This is a genomic window from Bradyrhizobium vignae, assembly GCF_900324035.1.
Classification (GTDB): Bacteria; Pseudomonadota; Alphaproteobacteria; order Rhizobiales; family Xanthobacteraceae; genus Bradyrhizobium; species Bradyrhizobium vignae.
This window is the reverse complement of sequence record NZ_LS398110.1, coordinates 7,201,313-7,216,924: the sequence shown is the minus strand read 5'-3', so window position 1 is coordinate 7,216,924 and position 15,612 is coordinate 7,201,313. Positions and strand designations below refer to the sequence as shown.

Genomic DNA, 15,612 nt, shown 5'->3' with positions numbered 1-15,612 from the left:
GTCTACGCGTAGGAGAGCGAAGGTAATCGCGACCGTAGCGAGCACGTCGACACGTACAGCGCTCGCGAAACGGTAAGCCGCGACTGGCGGGCTCACCCTGATCGCCTGGAATCGTTGGAGCTTCAACGCAGGCCCGGCAACGCGTCCCGATGTGCGGCGTGGCTCACTATTGACGACAGCGGGAAGCCGAATGTCAGGCCGGCGCGAATTTCGTTCACTGGATGATGGTTCGTCAGTGCGTGACGGACGGCGATGTCGAAACTGAGATTGTCGCGAACCCGGTAGATCAAGCCGACCAGTCCCGATAGCGTCTCCGCCTTTCCGAACTCGTTTTCGTAGAAGACCTCGGCGACGGGCCGGACCGTCCAGGTCGACGGACCTTCGAGGATCGCACCGACGAAGACGTCGGCATGATGGTTTCGGGTCAGCACCGTCTCGACGTTCAAATGGATCGTTCCCCACTCCGAGCGTTGCGAGACGATGCCGGCCAGGCTGGCACCGACGCCCGAATTGCCGGTGCTGTCGGGAAGCAGGACACCGAACTCCGTCGCAATGCTCGGCCCCGTCTTGTCCTGGAGGCTGCCGGGAACCACGACGTGCTTTAGGAATGCGCCCGCAGCCGTGAGGTTCGTTGCTCCAGGCGGCGAGAGCGGCGTCTGGCCGATCCCTTCGAGCACGGCCTCCCAATCCGCGGTCAGTCCATAGTTGATGACCGTGCCCGGCGCGATCAGGCTCGCCCCGCTCTCATCGCGCAGGCGTCCGGCAGGCTGCAGCTCGATTTCGACTTCGCCCTTCGCCGCGACCGCGGCATCGGTGCCGTCGAATGGACGATAGGCCAGTACGGGCCGGGACCATGCCACGAAGCACAACGCCGCGATGCAGCCCTTCACAAGCTCTTGCGGAATGCTCGCACAATGACGACGTCGCTTGGACATGGCGACCTCCCACCCGCATACGTCAAGGTCTTGGTCTCAATATCCATATCGCCGCTGGCCCGGCGAGGCTCTCTCGGACGGCCACGATCAGCCGATCCATCTCCGGAACGAACAGCGACGTCCGCGCTCCGGCGACGGTCGGAACGCGAGCCATTTGTCGATACGTGGCGCCATTTGCCTCGAAGACGTCGACAAAGCCCTGGCCGCAACTGACATAGATGCGCTTGCGCCTGGCATCGACAAAGAGATCGTCGACGTCCCTGCATGTCTCGACGGTCGCGACGGACTTGCCGCCGCTCAACTCGAGGACTCCGAGTTCGGGCGGTTCGCGGAACGCGATAAGAAGCGCATTTCGCTCGCGGTCGATCGCCATCGCATAGTTTCCGCTCTTCTCCACGGGCCAGTTGGCGAGCTGCCTGCCGGATTTTCCATCCACCACGGCCACGGCGTGAGCGCCGGGAAGGTTGATGAAAATTCGATTCGTGTCGGGATCGAGCTGAAAGCTCTCGGGGTGAGCCTTTAGCGGCGAGCTCCGGACCTTGCTGCGGGTCACCGGATCGATGTAGCCCAAAGAGCCCTTGCCGTAGCCGACAATCACGACCCGCGCGGCGACGTCGATGCGGATGTTGTCGGCATCTCTTCCGAGTTCGATTTGCCCCGCCGCCCTGTAGTCGTTGCCGTCAAACAGCTTGACCGTACCGTCCTTGGCGTTGGCAACGAAGACAGTGTCGGTCGTTGGCTCATAGCCGACGCCTTGCGGCTCCTTCAATCCGGAGATCGTGTGAATCACGCTGCGATTGGCGAGATCGACGATACCGACGCTGTCGTTGCCAAGCTCAGCTATGAACAGACGTTGACGCTTCAGATCGACCGCCATGTGATCGATCCGGCCCCGCACGTGGCCGAGCAATATTTTGGCTTCCAACTGCAAGGGCCCGCCGTCTTGCGATTCAGCGCCTGCCGGAACGCCGGCGAGCAAGACGCTGGCCAATGTCGCGACCAGTATCTTGAGCGATACGGAGGCGATGCCTTTGATCCTGAGACGAGCTTGCGTGACCCACACCGTGCGGCCGCGTCCGTTGTCCTCGGTGGCGATGTCGCTGCATCGGTGCCACGCCGCTCCTTCGCTCAGCGCCGGTGCAGCTGCCGTGCCGACCAATCGAGACGGTTTGTCGGGCGAAATGGAGGTGTATGCTGAAGACATGCGGCGCCCTCGGTGACTAAGGACGCGATACTTGGGCATGTCGCCTCGCGGGGAGATCGCAGATCCCCGAGCCCGGAATAGAACCCCTGATCAGGAGGCTGTCAACCCGCTCGAGCTCGACAGATCGCGCCGGAAACGTCACCAAGATTTCCCTGGTTCCAACCGCTCCTGCGATGCGACCCGAGTTGCGGTCCAGCACTCGAAATCCCGACCCGTCGTCTTGAAAGATCCAGACGTTCTCCCGTAGAGTGTTCCCAAGGGGGAAAGCAGACCCCCCTAGAGACTTCGGTCCAAGCTCTGCGCAGCACGCACCACGTGGAGCTCGCGCATGGACACCGAACATCGTTCCCCTCTCCGACATTCCGTAGCCATTCTCTCGCGGGGCGATGCTTCCGCCCGACGGGACGCGACCGCGCAGAACAGCCGCTTCGTGCAGGTCTTCGACGCGCTCGCTGCCTTCGGCATCGATGCGCGCCCTGTGATCTACGATGAAAGTTTCGCCGAGGAGGTCCGCGAACAGCTGCTCGCGGTCGACGGCGTGCTCGTCTGGGTCAACCCAATCCAGGACGGCCGAACCCGCGCCGGTCTTGACGCCTTGCTGCGCGACGTCGCCGCGCGCGGCGTGTGGGTCAGCGCTCATCCGGACGTCATCCTCAAGATGGGCACCAAGGAGGTGCTCTATCGTACCCGCTCGATGGGCTGGGGAAGCGACACGGCGCTGTATCAAACCGTCGAGGCGATGCGCGACGAACTGCCTGAGCGGCTCGTCACCGGTCCACGTGTGATCAAGCGCAGCCGGGGCAATGGCGGCCAGGGCGTTTGGAAGGTCGAGAAGCTGCCGACTTCTGCCATGCTGAGGGTGCTGGACGCGACCAAGGACGCATCCGAGGAATTGACGCTTGACGAGTTTCTCCGCCGCTGCGCCGAGTACTTCGAAAACGGCAGCGTGGTCGATCAACCATACCTGCCTCGCTTGGGCGAAGGTGTCGTGCGCTGCTATATGGCAGGCGATCGCTGCGCCGGTTTCGGCCACCACAAAGTCAAAGCCCTGGTCGACTCGCCCGCCGCGCGTTCAGAGGCTGGACCGCGGCTGTACACATCCAACGCAGACCCGCGCTTCCAGCGGTTGCGTCGGTTGATGGAAGACGAGTGGACGCCGCAGCTCACCTCGTCGCTCGATGTTGCGCGAGGTGACCTGCCCATGATCTGGGACGCCGACTTCATGCTTGGCCCGGTGCAGAGGGACGGGAGCGACAGCTACGTGCTGGGCGAGATCAACGTCAGCTCCGTGTATCCTTACCCGGACGAGGCGCCGGCGGAGATCGCCAGGCGGGTTGCCGACCGGCTACGGGACAAGCTTTGACACATGCTGACGGTCGACGCGCTCAAGCGCTTGCACATCTGCGTCTCATTCGACTTGCATGACGGGGAATGCATCGCCCTGCAAGGACCGTCCGGCGCCGGGAAGACTCTGCTGCTTCGCTCCATCGCAGATCTCGATCCAAACGAAGGAACAGTCAAACTGGACGGAACGCTGAAGGAGGCCATGCCCGCCCCCGTCTGGCGGAAACGAGTGACCTACCTCGCTGCGGAGCCAGGCTGGTGGTCGGATACGGTGCGAGGGCACTTCAACGACTGGAATGATGCATTGCCGCTGGTCGAACGATTGGGATTGCCGCCCGGTTGCGGATCTTGGTCGATCCAGCGACTTTCCACCGGAGAGAAACAGCGGCTGGCACTTGCGCGGGCCCTGATGCTGCGATCGCGGGTTCTTCTCCTGGACGAGCCGACTTCGGCACTCGACGCGGCCTCGACCGCGATCGTGGAATCCTTGATCGCTGAACGTATTTCGAATGGAACGAGCGTCATTTGGAGCACGCACGACAACGCCCAAGCCCGTCGCGTCGGGTCCAGGGTCCTGGTGATGAGTGCCGTCGGCGTGCTCGGGGAAGATCGGTCGTGACTTACATTCAATTGGCCTACGGTGATTTGATCGTGCCCGCGCTCCTCGTCGTCATGGACGGCGCCCTCTCGATTGTTTTGCGCCTCAAGCTTGAAAGACAACTGGCCATCGCAGCCCTGCGGATGGTGCTCCAGCTCGTCCTCGTTGGTTACGTACTGACGTTCCTGTTTGCCGCGGTTTCGCCGCTTTGGACTGCCCTCACGGCCTTCATCATGGTTCTCTTCGCCTCACGGGAAATCGTCGCGAGGCAGAAGCGGCGCCTGCCAGGCATTTTGAGCTACGGCCTGGGCGCGGGATGCACACTGCTCGCAGCCGGTACGGTTACGATCTTTGCGCTGTTGACGGAGCTGCGGCCGGATCCCTGGTATCATCCGCGCTATGCGCTACCCCTGTTGGGAATGATCCTTGGCAACACCATGACCGGGATAAGCTTGGGCTTGGATGTGCTGACAAATGGCTTGGTGCGTGAGAGAGCCGCGGTAGAAGCCTGTCTTGCGCTGGGGGGCACCCGGTACCAGGCCGTGCTGCCAGTCATACGGGACGCCCTAAGAAGCGGTTTCATGCCAATCATTAACAGCATGGCGGCGATCGGCCTTGTTTCCTTGCCGGGGATGATGACTGGCCAGATCCTTGCGGGCGTCGAACCGGTCGATGCAGCAAAATATCAACTGCTGATCATGTTCCTGATCGCCGGTGGGACCGGGCTGGGAACGCTGGCCGCCGTCTTGGGGGGCGCACATCTGCTGACCGACCATCGACATCGATTACGTCTCGAACGAATTGCGGCCGAAAGCTCAGTTTAATTGTTTCTCCTTTGGTTGCGATCGATGCAGGCTCGTCCCGAAGCCGCCCGTCCCAATCGCTGGGGACAGACGGCGGCCCCCTAAGGCGCTAGCCTCGGCATTGAGGAGACAACAAGGGAGCGAAGCTTGAGCACGGCGCCGCGCATCGAGATCGACCCCGCCGCATTCTGGGCAGATCCCTATCCGATGCTCGCCAGGATGCGGAAGGAGGCGCCGATCGCGTTCGTGCCGCAGCTCGGCTCGACGCTGCTGACGAGCCGCGACGACATCTCGATCTCCGAGAAGCAGATCGACGTGTTCTCCTCGCACCAGCCGGCCGGTCTGATGAACCGGCTGATGGGCCACAACATGATGCGCAAGGACGGCGAGGCGCACCAGGTCGAGCGCCGTGCGATGTTTCCGACGGTGTCGCCGAAGACGGTGAAGGCGCACTGGACTGCGCAGTTCCAGGCCCATGCCGATCGCATCCTCGACGCCATCGTGCCGGGGCGGATCGATTTCATGCGCGACTTCGCGCTGCCGTTTTCCGGCGAATGCCTGAAGTCGATCACCGGCCTCACCAATATCGGCTTTGAGGACATGGATGCGTGGTCGCAGGGCATGATCGAGGGCATCGCCAATTACGCCGGCGATCCCGCGGTCGAGGCACGCTGTCACGCCGCGACAGCGGGCATCGATGCCGCGATCGACGACATCCTGCCGGTAATGCGCAAGCATCCCGACCAGAGCATTTTGGGCGTGCTGCTCGCCTCGGGCATGCCGATGGAGAGCGTGCGCGCCAATGTCAAGCTCGCGATATCGGGCGGCCAGAACGAGCCGCGCAAGGCGATCGCCGGCACGGTATGGGCGCTGCTCACCCATCCCGAGCAGCTCGATCTGGTCCTGCGCAGTGAAGTGTCCTGGCTGCAGGCCTTCGAGGAATATGCCCGCTGGATCTCGCCGATCGGCATGTCGCCCCGTCGCATTGCCAAGCCCTGGACCATTCGCGATGTGTCGTTCGAGCTCGACGAGCGCGTGTTCCTGATGTTCGGCTCCGCCAACCGCGACGAGAAGCATTTTGACCGCGCCGATCAGTTCGACGTGCGTCGCGACACCACCAAGAGCGTCGCCTTCGGCGCCGGCCCGCATTTCTGCGCCGGCGCCTTCGCCTCGCGCGCGATGATCGCCGACGTCGCGCTGCCGACATTGTTCGCGCGTGCAAAGCGCATCGAGATTGCCGACGACGAGCCGGTGCGAATCGGCGGCTGGGCGTTCAGGGGGCTGCAGAATCTGCCGGTGATGTGGTTGCATTAGGCCGGTGGTGCTTGTGGCACGTGACCCGTCACACGTTCGGTGTCATCGCCCGGCTTGACCGGCGATCCAGTACTTCGAGGCAGTCGTGGCTGAATCGATGGGCCGCGGCGTACTGGATTCCCCAGTGCGCAATTGCGCACAAGGCAGGAAATGACAGCGAGGTGGGAGGGGCCTTGCGTCACTCCAGCCCCAGTCCGCGATAATGCCATTCTGCTCCTAACGAACTTCGGATAATGCGTAAGTTGTTGTTTTCGCACGCCCCGTCTACGGTGCATGGGGTTGTTTTGCGACTTTTTATTCTCCGGTCGTCTGGGCTCGGACGGAATCCGAGCGGCTCTCACATTCGCGTGCGGAAAAATTCCGTCTGAATCCTCGCGACCGCTTGAAAGATTAATCATGCGGTCCGCCGCACACGCAGTGCTCGCATCGCTATTTTTCCGCGAGTCTCGACACGTCCGATAAGGCGCACCATCATTCCCGAACGCAGACGAATGACGGCCGCGTGCGGCCGGGAGTGTGGAATGCAGCGTCGGGACTTTCTGAAACTGTCGATTGGAACAGCGGCCGCCGCTGTCTTCGCGTCACCCGCCATCGCGCAAGGCGCGGTGAAGGAAATTCGTATCGGCTATCAGAAGACCGGCGTGCTGGTCATCACGCGCCAGCAGGCCGCGCTGGAAAAACATTTCTCGCCGCAAGGCATCGAGGTGAAATGGATCGAGTTCTCCTCCGGTCCCCCGATGATGGAGGCGATGAACGTCGGCAGCGTGGATTTCGGCGCGGTGGGCGATTCCCCGCCGGTGTTCGCCCAGGCCGCGGGCGCCGCGATCGTCTATGCCGCCGGCCAGCCCATCACCAACGGCCAGGGCATCCTGGTGCCCAAGGAATCGCCGATTCGCGACATCGCCGACCTCAAGGGCAAGCGCATCGGCTTCACCAAGGGCTCCAGCGCCCACAACGTCGTGGTGCAGACGCTGGAGAAGGCCGGTCTCACCTATGCCGACATCACACCGGTCTACCTGACGCCGCCGGATGCCGGCCCCGCCTTCGCCAATGGCAGCATCGAGGCCTGGGCGATCTGGGATCCCTATTTCGCGATCGGCGAGACCAAGCAGAACGGCCGCATCCTGATCAATGCGCGTGAGGTCACCAAGACCAATTCCTTCTACATCGCCAATCGCGAGTTCGCGAAGAATCACGGCGCGATCTTGCAGCAGATCGTCGATGTGACCACCGCGGCCGGCAAGTGGGCCGAACAGCATCGCGACGAAGTCGCCAAATCGCTCGCGGCGATCACCGGCGTCCCGCTGGATATCCAGACCGTCGCCGCCAATCGCGCGAACTTCGTGGTCGGCCCCGTCACCGACGACATCATCGCGACCCAGCAGGGTGTCGCCGACCGCTTCCACAAGCTCGGCCTGATCCCTAAGCCGATCGTGATCCGAGACATCGTCTGGCGCAACCCGGCGGCCTGATCGTGCCGGCCGATCTTCCCATCCAAAGAGGTCTGAACATGAAGCGTATCGTCCAACGCGTGATCGCAGCCATCGTGCTGTCGATCGGCATCGTCGCGGCCGCTGTCGGCACCTCCTACGGTCAGGACAAGGTGGTCCGCATCGGCTACCAGAAATACGGCAAGCTGGTGCTGCTCAAGAGCAAGGGCACGCTGGAGCCGAAGCTCGAGGCCTTCGGCTACAAGGTGGTGTGGACCGAATTCCCGTCGGGTCCGCCGCTGCTCGAAGCGCTCAATGTCGGCGCGATCGATCTCGGCAACACCGGCGAAGCCCCGCCGATCTTCGCGCAGGCCGCCGGCGCGCCGATCCAGTATGTCGCCTATGAGCCGCCGGCGCCGAAGGGCGAGGCGATCCTGGTGCCGAAGGACAGCCCGCTGAAGTCGGTCACTGATCTCAAGGGCAAGAAGGTCGCGCTCAACAAGGGCTCCAACGTCCATTATCTGCTGGTCAAGGCGCTGGAGAAGGCCGGCGTCAAATACTCGGAGATCGAGCCGGTATTCCTCGCGCCGGCCGACGCCCGTGCCGCCTTCGAGCGCGGCGCTGTCGATGCCTGGGTGATCTGGGATCCGTTCCAGGCGGCGGCGGAAGCGGCCACCGGCGCGCGCACGCTGGCCGACGGCACCGGCACCGTTGCCAACTACCAGTTCTACTTCTCCTCCAAGAAATTCCTAGAAGCCAACCCGAAGATCGTCGAGGCCGTGTTAGCCGAGCTCAGCACGGTCGACGATTGGGCCAAGGGCGACATCCATGCGGTGGCCGAGCAGCTCGCGCCGTCGATCGGTCTTTCGGTCCCCGTGGTCGAGGTGGCGCTGAAGCGGCAGGCCTACGGCATCAAGCCGATCACCGACGCTGTCATCGCCGACCAACAGCAGGTTGCCGACGCATTCTTCGCGCTGGGCTTGATTCCCAAATCCATCAGGATTTCCGACGTGGCTCGGAAGTCAGGTTCGTGAGCACAGTCATGAGTAAGCAAGCAAGCGCCAACATCCTCTGGTTCCTGCCGACGCACGGTGACGGCCGCTATCTCGGCACCGGCATCGGCGGGCGCGAGGTCAACTTCAACTATCTGCGCCAGATCGCGCAGGCCGCGGACCAGCTCGGCTATTTCGGCGTGCTGCTGCCGACGGGGCGGTCCTGCGAGGATTCCTGGATCGTCGCTTCCTCAGTCGCGCCGTTCACCGAGCGCCTGCGCTATCTCGTGGCCGTGCGCCCCGGCCTGCAGTCACCGAGTGTCGCGGCGCGCATGACCGCGACGCTCGACCGTGTCACCAATGGCCGGCTTCTCGTCAACGTGGTCACGGGCGGCGATCCCGTCGAGAACAAAGGCGACGGCATCTTCCTCGCTCACGACGAGCGTTACGAGGTCACCCGCGAGTTCCTGGGCGTCTACAGCGACCTGCTTGCCGGCAAGACCGTGAACGTCGAAGGCAAGCACATCCATGTCGAAGGCGGCAAGTTGCTGTTCCCGCCGGTGCAGTCGCCGCGGCCGCCGCTCTATTTCGGCGGCTCGTCCGATGCGGGCATCGACGTCGCGGTCGACACCGTCGACAAATATCTCACCTGGGGCGAGCCGCCGGCGCTGGTCGCCGAGAAGATCGCGAAGGTGAGGGAGGTCGCGGCCGCGCGTGGCCGCAAGCTGTCATTCGGCATCCGCCTTCATGTGATTGTCCGCGAGACCAATGAGGAGGCTTGGCGCGCCGCCAACGAATTGATCAAGCACATGAGCGACGACACCATCGCGCTGGCGCAGAAGAACTTTGCCCGCATGGACTCGGTCGGTCAGCAGCGCATGGCGCAGCTTCATGGCGGCAAGCGCGACAAGCTCGAGATCGCCCCGAACCTGTGGGCCGGTGTCGGCCTCGTGCGCGGCGGCGCCGGCACGGCGCTGGTCGGAGACGCCCAGACGGTGGCGGCGCGCATTAGGGAGTATCAGGACCTCGGCATCGATACCTTCATCATGTCGGGCTACCCGCATTTGGAGGAAGCCTATCGCTTCGCCGAGCTGGTGTTTCCGCTGCTCGCGCTGGATCAGCCCGGCAACGTGACCAGGCTGCATTTCAACGGCGGCCCCTTCGGCGAGACCGTCGGCAGCGATTTCCGTCCGCAGCATCGGGTGTCGCAATCATGAGCCTCATCGACAGCATCTCGCTTCCCCGCAGCATCCGCCTGCCGCGCGTGGACGGCCTGATCCAGTGGATCCTGCCGCTCGCCGTCATCGCGATCTGGCAAATCGCCTGCGTCACCGGCTTCGTGCCGACGCGCGTGCTGCCTGCGCCGAGCGACGTCGCGCTGGCCGGCTGGAAGCTGCTGCTCTCCGGCGAGCTCGTCCGCAACATCTGGGTCTCGTTCTGGCGCGCCTCGGTCGGCTTTTTGATCGGCGGCAGCATCGGCTTCGCCTTCGGCCTCGCCAACGGCCTGTCGCAGCTCTCGGCCAAGCTCACTGACACCACGCTGCAGATGGTGCGCAACGTGCCGCATCTGGCGCTGATCCCGCTGGTCATCCTGTGGTTCGGCATCGACGAGAGCGCCAAGCTCTTCCTGGTGGCGCTGGGCGTGTTCTTCCCGATCTACCTCAACACGCTGCACGGCATCCGCACCGTCGATCCGCAGCTGATCGAGATGGGTCGCATCTACGGCATGACCGATGGCGAACTGTTCCGCCGCGTCATCTTCCCGGGCGCGCTGCCCTCGATCTTCGTCGGCATCCGCTTCGCGCTCGGCATCATGTGGCTGACGCTGATCGTCGCGGAAACGATCGCGGCCTCGTCAGGCCTCGGCTACATGGCGATTCAGGCGCGCGAGTTCATGCTGATCGACGTCGTCGTGCTCTCGATCCTGATCTACGCCCTGCTCGGCAAGCTCGCCGACAGCGCCTCCCGCCTGCTGGAGCGGGCGACGCTCGCCTGGCACCCCGCCTTCCAGAAACGTTGAGCAGAAACACTGGGACTCACATGCAGACAGCGCTTCGCACCTCCCTTTCCGAGACCGAGCTCGCCAGCCGCTCCAATTTCGCGCCACATGCCCGCGTGGTGCGCGAAGAGCGCCCTGTTCACACCAGCGGCCTGCCGCTCAGCATCCGGGGCTTGCGCAAATCCTTCGGCGATAACGAGGTGCTGCGCGGCATTGATCTTCACATTCCCGCTGGCCAGTTCGTCGCGATCGTCGGCAAGAGCGGCTGCGGCAAGAGCACCCTGCTGCGCCTCATCGCTGGTCTGGAAAAAATCGATGCCGGGAGCATCAGCTTCGGCCAGGACATCCAGCCCGAAGACATCCGCGTGATGTTCCAGGAGCCGCGGCTGCTCCCCTGGGCGCGCGTGCTGGCCAATGTCGAGGTCGGCCTCGGCCGCGACCGTGCGTCGAAGGATGCGCATGCCCGCGCCGAGAAGGCGCTGACCGAGGTCGGCCTCGCCGACAAGCGCGACCAGTGGCCTTCGCTGCTCTCGGGCGGCCAGAAGCAGCGCGTCGCGCTTGCGCGCGCGCTGGTGTCCCGCCCGCGCGTGCTCGCCTTCGACGAGCCGCTCGGCGCCCTGGACGCGCTGACCCGGATCTCGATGCAGCGCCTCCTGGAGCGGGTCTGGCGCGACCAGGGCTTTACCGCGATCCTGGTGACCCACGACGTCTCCGAGGCGGTGGCGCTGGCGGACCGGGTGCTGGTGATCGAGGACGGCCGCATCGCCCACGATGTCGTGGTTAATGCAGGCAGGCCGCGCCAGCGTGGTTCGGCCGAGCTGGCCGGCCTCGAAGGCTCGATTCTGAGCCACCTTTTGTCGGCGGACGATCGTACCTAAATAGAGGGAACCCCATTTCGGGGAGCAATGCCATGAATGTAGTGCCCCGCGATCTCATGACTGAAATCCCCGTTTCGCCCGCCGATTTCCGCGGCGCCATGCGCCACCTCACCGGCGGCGTCAGCATCATCACCGCGGGGCGGGGCAAGGATATCACCGGCATGACCGTGACCTCGGTGACGTCACTGTCGGTCGAGCCGCCGACGCTGCTGGTCAGCATCAATCGCGACGCCTCGTCCTTCCCGCTGATTAAGCGGCATGGTGCCTTCGGCGTGAACATCCTCAATGCCGACCAGCTCGATGTTGCCGAGCGCTTTGCCGGCAAGGGTGGGTTCAAGGGTGCCGATCGATTCGCGGGCAGTCAGTGGGTGACGGCGGTCTCGGGTGTCCCGCTCCTGGTCGGCGCGCTCTCGGCCTTCGATTGCGAAGTCGAGGAGATCGTCGAACGCCATTCGCACGGCATCGTCATCGGACAGGTCAGGAACATCAGGAGCTCGGCTCGCACCGCTGCACTGGCCTATTGGCACGGCCAATATGTGGCGGTCGATCAGGACGAAGATGCGGCCAGGCTCGCAGATGTCAGCCTTCCCGCACGCAGCCGGCGCGGCATTTGATCGCCGCGGGCTGTCGGCGCAGAGGCTGGCCTTTTCCCTGACACCGCTCTAGAAGCGCCCAGAGCCTTCCGCATCGGGACGGCAATGGAGCGGGACAATGAAGCGCGTGGCGACCTGGTTCTTCTACGCCATTGGTGCGCTCGCGATCGTCTATCTCGCGCTCTACGCTTACACGATGTTCTCGGGCCAGCCGATCGTGCCGGGCGATCCCATTCACATCTTCCGCAAGCCCGACGCGCCGAGTTATTCGTGAGGTGACCGCGCGCGGCGAATGTGGCGCGCGGCTCTCTCGACCGTCACGCCCGGATCAAGCCGGGCATGACGAGCGAGCGCGCAACGGCTACCCCCGCAAAATCGCCAGTGCCAGCGCCTGCGCACGCGGGACGATGCTGTCGATATCTAGATATTCCTCCGGCGTGTGCGCGAGCCCGCCGACCGGGCCGAGGCCGCAGATGGTCGGCGTGCCGACTGCGGCGGTGAAGCCGGAATCGGCGCAGCCGCCGGAGAACTCGCCCTGCAGCGTGGTGAGGCCGACCTGTCTTGCCGCGGCCTGGTAGTTCTCGAACAGCGCCTTCGACTCCGCGCTCTGCACCACCGGCACGAACTCGCCCTTGATGGTGAGCGTCGCGCTCGTGCCCGGCACGTACGACGTCGCGGCGATGTTTTCGATCGCGGCCATCACGGTCGCCCGATCTGCCGGATCGACGTAGCGCAGGTCGATCTGGCCCTCGGCGTAAGGCGCCGTCGTGTTGACGGACTGACCGCCCGAGACGAGGCCGACATTGAGCGTGATGCCCTTGTCCAGATTGGTCAGCGCGTGGATCTGTACGATCTTGTGCGCGAGCTCGCCGATCGCGCTGACGCCGGCAGCGAAGTTCGCGCCGGAATGCGCGGCCTTGCCGGTGATGGCGAGATGCATGAAGATGCCGCCTTTACGTCCTGTGACCACATTCCCGGTGGGACGGCCAGGCTCGGAATTGAACACGGCGCGCGCGGCGCGTCCCTCGCGTTCGATCACGGGCCGGGAGGAAGGCGAGCCGATCTCCTCGTCCGAGGTGATCAGCACCTTGATCGGATGCGGTGCGCCGCCGAATTTGTGGAAGGCTGTTGCGACGAACACGTTCATGACGAGGCCGGACTTCATGTCGGCGACACCAGGTCCATAGGCGCGGCCATCTCGGATCGTGAACGGACGCCGTCCAGCCTCGCCCTTGCCGAACACGGTGTCGCGATGTCCCATCAACAGCACCGGCTTCTCGTTGCTGCCGTGCTTGGCCACCTCGGCATGGATCGCATCGCCGAAGCTGTCGTTTTCCTCGCGCCGAAAAGGAATGCCATGCTCGGCAAAATGCCGCTCGAATCGTGCCCCGACCGCATCGACGCCTTCCTTGTCGTAGGACCCGGAATCGATGTTCACGACGTCGCGCAGCAGGTCGATCATGGCCTGCTTCTGCGACGCCAGCCATTGCGTGATTTGAGCTTCAGACATGTGGTCCCTCGCGTGGTTGTCGAGCGGGGTTATAGGGCCTGGCGCACGCCTGACATAGTCGCCGGATGCGGTGCGGCCATGTGTTCAGCTCCCGTAGATGGGGTAACGGGCCGACCAACCAGGCCGCCCGCTCCCCCATCTACGAGACCTTCCCGGTGGACGCACGAAACAAAATGCCCGGGACCAGCCCGGGCATTCGTATCCTCTCGACGATCGTAGCCGGTCACGCCCCCACCATCGGCATCCGCGGATACTCACCCGGCGTTCCCGCAGGGGGGATCGGGATGCCGCCGTCGGCGTATTCGTTGAGCTTGTTGCGTAGCGTGCGGATCGAGATGCCGAGGATGTTGGCGGCATGGGTGCGGTTGCCGAGGCAGTGCTTCAGCGTCTCCAAGATCAAGTCGCGTTCGACGTCGGCAACGGTGCGGCCCACGAGCGCGCGCGTCACCTGCTCGGCGGCCATGGTCGCATGCGCCACGGCCGGAGGCGTCCTGGCGAGATCGAGGCGGTCGCCGTCCGGAGTGATGATCGCGTCGGGTCCGATCTCGTCGCCCTGCGCCATCAGCACGGCGCGGTGCATGGTGTTTTCGAGCTCGCGGACGTTGCCCTGCCAGCGGTTGGTGGAGAGCACGCGGCGGGCTTCCGCCGAGATCGGGCGCAGCGGCACGCCGTTGGCGTCGGCGTATTTCTTCACGAAATGCTGGGCGAGCTCCAGGATGTCGGCCGGTCGCTCGCGCAGCGGCGGGATCTTCAAATTGACCACGTTGAGGCGGAACAGCAGGTCTTCGCGGAACGTGCCTTCGCGCACGGCCTCCGCCAGGTTGCGGTTCGAGGTCGCGACGATGCGGATGTCGACCGGCACCGGCTTGGTGCCACCGACGCGATCGATCACGCGCTCCTGGATGGCGCGCAGCAGTTTCGATTGCAGGCGGACGTCCATCTCCGAGATTTCGTCGAGCAGCAGCGTGCCGCCGGTCGCTTCCTCGAACTTGCCGATACGACGCGCGACCGCGCCGGTGAAGGCGCCCTTCTCGTGGCCGAACAGCTCGGACTCCAGGAGATGCTCGGGGATCGCGGCGCAGTTGATCGAGATGAAGGGCCGCTTGGCGCGGGCCGAGCGGGAGTGAACGTAGCGGGCCAGCACTTCCTTGCCCGTGCCGGATTCGCCGGTGATCATCACCGAGGCGTCGGAGCCCGCGATCTGCTGGGCGAGCTTGATCACCTTTGCCATCGCTTCGTCACGATAGACCAGCTCGCGGGAATCGTTGGCGACGGCAGCCAGCACCGCGGCAATCAGCTCCGGATCCGGCGGCAAAGGGATGTATTCCTTGGCCCCCGCGTGGATCGCGGCGACGGCGGCGCGGGCGTCGTTGGTGATGCCGCAGGCGACGATCGGAGCGTGGATGTGCTCGGCCTCGAGCCGCAGCGCGAGGTCGCGGATGTCGAGCGCGACATCGACGAGCAGGAGGTCGGCGCCCTTGCCGCCACGCAGCACGCGCATCGCCTGCTCGTGATCTTCGGCATGGGTCACGGTGGCGCCGTTCTCCATCGCGATCTTGGTGGCGGTGGTGAGCTGGCCCTTCAATGTGCCAACGATGAGAAGCCGCATGTCAGTCTCCTGTCCGTCTGTCCGCGCTGCCGCGCGTCATGTCCTTGTGTGTTAGCCGCGTTCGGCCTTGATGATTTCCGTCATGGTTACGCCGAGCTTGTCCTCGACCAGGACGACTTCGCCGCGGGCGACCAGCTTGTTGTTGACGTAGATGTCGATGGCTTCGCCGACGCGGCGGTCCAGCTCGAGCACGGTGCCCGGTCCGAGCTTCAGGAGCTCGCCGACGTCCATCTTGGAGCGGCCGAGCACGGCCGAGACCTGCACGGGAACGTCGAACACCGCTTCGAGGTCGGCGGCCGCGCGCGCCGCATATTCGTCCTCGTTGTAGCCGATGTCGGTGCCGGCAGGCGGCATCGGCCCATTGAGATCGGGCAGCGGGACCTGTCCGTCAGTGTCGCTCATG

16 protein-coding genes are annotated in these 15,612 nt (G+C 64.4%); 11 read left to right on the top strand and 5 right to left on the bottom strand.

The window, feature by feature from the left end; all coding sequences use genetic code 11:
- Positions 1-122 precede the first annotated feature (122 nt).
- Both BRAD3257_RS34690 and BRAD3257_RS39545 read right to left on the bottom strand, forming a co-directional pair.
- Positions 123-935, bottom strand: a complete 813-nt coding sequence (locus BRAD3257_RS34690; protein WP_244607821.1) for a hypothetical protein — start codon at positions 933-935, stop codon at positions 123-125.
- Between the two features lie 22 nt (positions 936-957).
- On the bottom strand, positions 958-2,139 hold the full coding sequence (locus BRAD3257_RS39545) for a YncE family protein (protein ID WP_145987094.1): 1,182 nt from the start codon (positions 2,137-2,139) through the stop codon (positions 958-960).
- A gap of 328 nt (positions 2,140-2,467) precedes the next feature.
- On the opposite strand from BRAD3257_RS39545, the gene BRAD3257_RS34680 reads away from it, so the two are divergent.
- From BRAD3257_RS34680 to BRAD3257_RS40480, 11 genes are all read left to right on the top strand, one after another.
- Positions 2,468-3,502, top strand: a complete 1,035-nt coding sequence (locus BRAD3257_RS34680) for a Cj0069 family protein (RefSeq protein ID WP_122405554.1) — start codon at positions 2,468-2,470, stop codon at positions 3,500-3,502.
- 3 nt (positions 3,503-3,505) lie between these two features.
- Positions 3,506-4,102, top strand: coding sequence for an ABC transporter ATP-binding protein (locus BRAD3257_RS34675; protein WP_122405553.1), 597 nt, complete (start codon positions 3,506-3,508; stop codon positions 4,100-4,102).
- Entirely contained in the window at positions 4,099-4,905 is an 807-nt protein-coding gene (locus BRAD3257_RS34670; protein ID WP_122405552.1) for an ABC transporter permease, read from the top strand. The genes BRAD3257_RS34675 and BRAD3257_RS34670 overlap by 4 nt, the downstream gene beginning before the upstream one ends.
- Positions 4,906-5,031: 126 nt before the next feature.
- Positions 5,032-6,198, top strand: coding sequence for a cytochrome P450 (locus BRAD3257_RS34665; RefSeq protein ID WP_122405551.1), 1,167 nt, complete (start codon positions 5,032-5,034; stop codon positions 6,196-6,198).
- A gap of 521 nt (positions 6,199-6,719) precedes the next feature.
- Complete coding sequence (locus BRAD3257_RS34660; protein WP_122405550.1) at positions 6,720-7,670, top strand: sulfonate ABC transporter substrate-binding protein; 951 nt, start codon at positions 6,720-6,722, stop codon at positions 7,668-7,670.
- Between the two features lie 38 nt (positions 7,671-7,708).
- Positions 7,709-8,662 carry a sulfonate ABC transporter substrate-binding protein gene (locus BRAD3257_RS34655; RefSeq protein WP_122406922.1) on the top strand — a complete coding sequence of 318 codons (954 nt, stop codon included), beginning with the start codon at positions 7,709-7,711 and terminating at the stop codon, positions 8,660-8,662.
- Between the two features lie 8 nt (positions 8,663-8,670).
- Positions 8,671-9,837, top strand: a complete 1,167-nt coding sequence (gene ssuD / locus BRAD3257_RS34650; RefSeq protein WP_122406921.1) for an FMNH2-dependent alkanesulfonate monooxygenase — start codon at positions 8,671-8,673, stop codon at positions 9,835-9,837.
- Positions 9,834-10,640 carry an ABC transporter permease subunit gene (locus BRAD3257_RS34645; RefSeq protein ID WP_122405549.1) on the top strand — a complete coding sequence of 269 codons (807 nt, stop codon included), beginning with the start codon at positions 9,834-9,836 and terminating at the stop codon, positions 10,638-10,640. The genes ssuD and BRAD3257_RS34645 overlap by 4 nt, the downstream gene beginning before the upstream one ends.
- Before the next feature lie 20 nt (positions 10,641-10,660).
- A complete protein-coding gene (locus BRAD3257_RS34640; protein WP_122405548.1) occupies positions 10,661-11,497 on the top strand; it encodes an ATP-binding cassette domain-containing protein in 837 nt (278 codons plus the stop codon).
- Positions 11,498-11,529: 32 nt separating this feature from the next.
- On the top strand, positions 11,530-12,111 hold the full coding sequence (locus BRAD3257_RS34635) for a flavin reductase family protein (RefSeq protein WP_122405547.1): 582 nt from the start codon (positions 11,530-11,532) through the stop codon (positions 12,109-12,111).
- A gap of 97 nt (positions 12,112-12,208) precedes the next feature.
- Complete coding sequence (locus BRAD3257_RS40480; RefSeq protein ID WP_164937050.1) at positions 12,209-12,364, top strand: hypothetical protein; 156 nt, start codon at positions 12,209-12,211, stop codon at positions 12,362-12,364.
- A gap of 87 nt (positions 12,365-12,451) precedes the next feature.
- Here BRAD3257_RS40480 and BRAD3257_RS34630 read toward each other — a convergent pair whose 3' ends face one another.
- The 3 genes from BRAD3257_RS34630 to fliN form a co-directional block, all read right to left on the bottom strand.
- On the bottom strand, positions 12,452-13,600 hold the full coding sequence (locus BRAD3257_RS34630; protein ID WP_122405546.1) for a M20 family metallopeptidase: 1,149 nt from the start codon (positions 13,598-13,600) through the stop codon (positions 12,452-12,454).
- Between the two features lie 223 nt (positions 13,601-13,823).
- A complete protein-coding gene (gene flbD, locus BRAD3257_RS34625) occupies positions 13,824-15,209 on the bottom strand; it encodes a sigma-54-dependent transcriptional regulator FlbD (protein ID WP_122405545.1) in 1,386 nt (461 codons plus the stop codon).
- Positions 15,210-15,260: 51 nt separating this feature from the next.
- The gene (fliN, locus tag BRAD3257_RS34620; RefSeq protein ID WP_122405544.1) at positions 15,261-15,611 is read right to left on the bottom strand and encodes a flagellar motor switch protein FliN; all 351 of its coding nucleotides are present in this window, start codon (positions 15,609-15,611) and stop codon (positions 15,261-15,263) included.
- Between the last annotated feature and the right edge of the window lies 1 nt (position 15,612).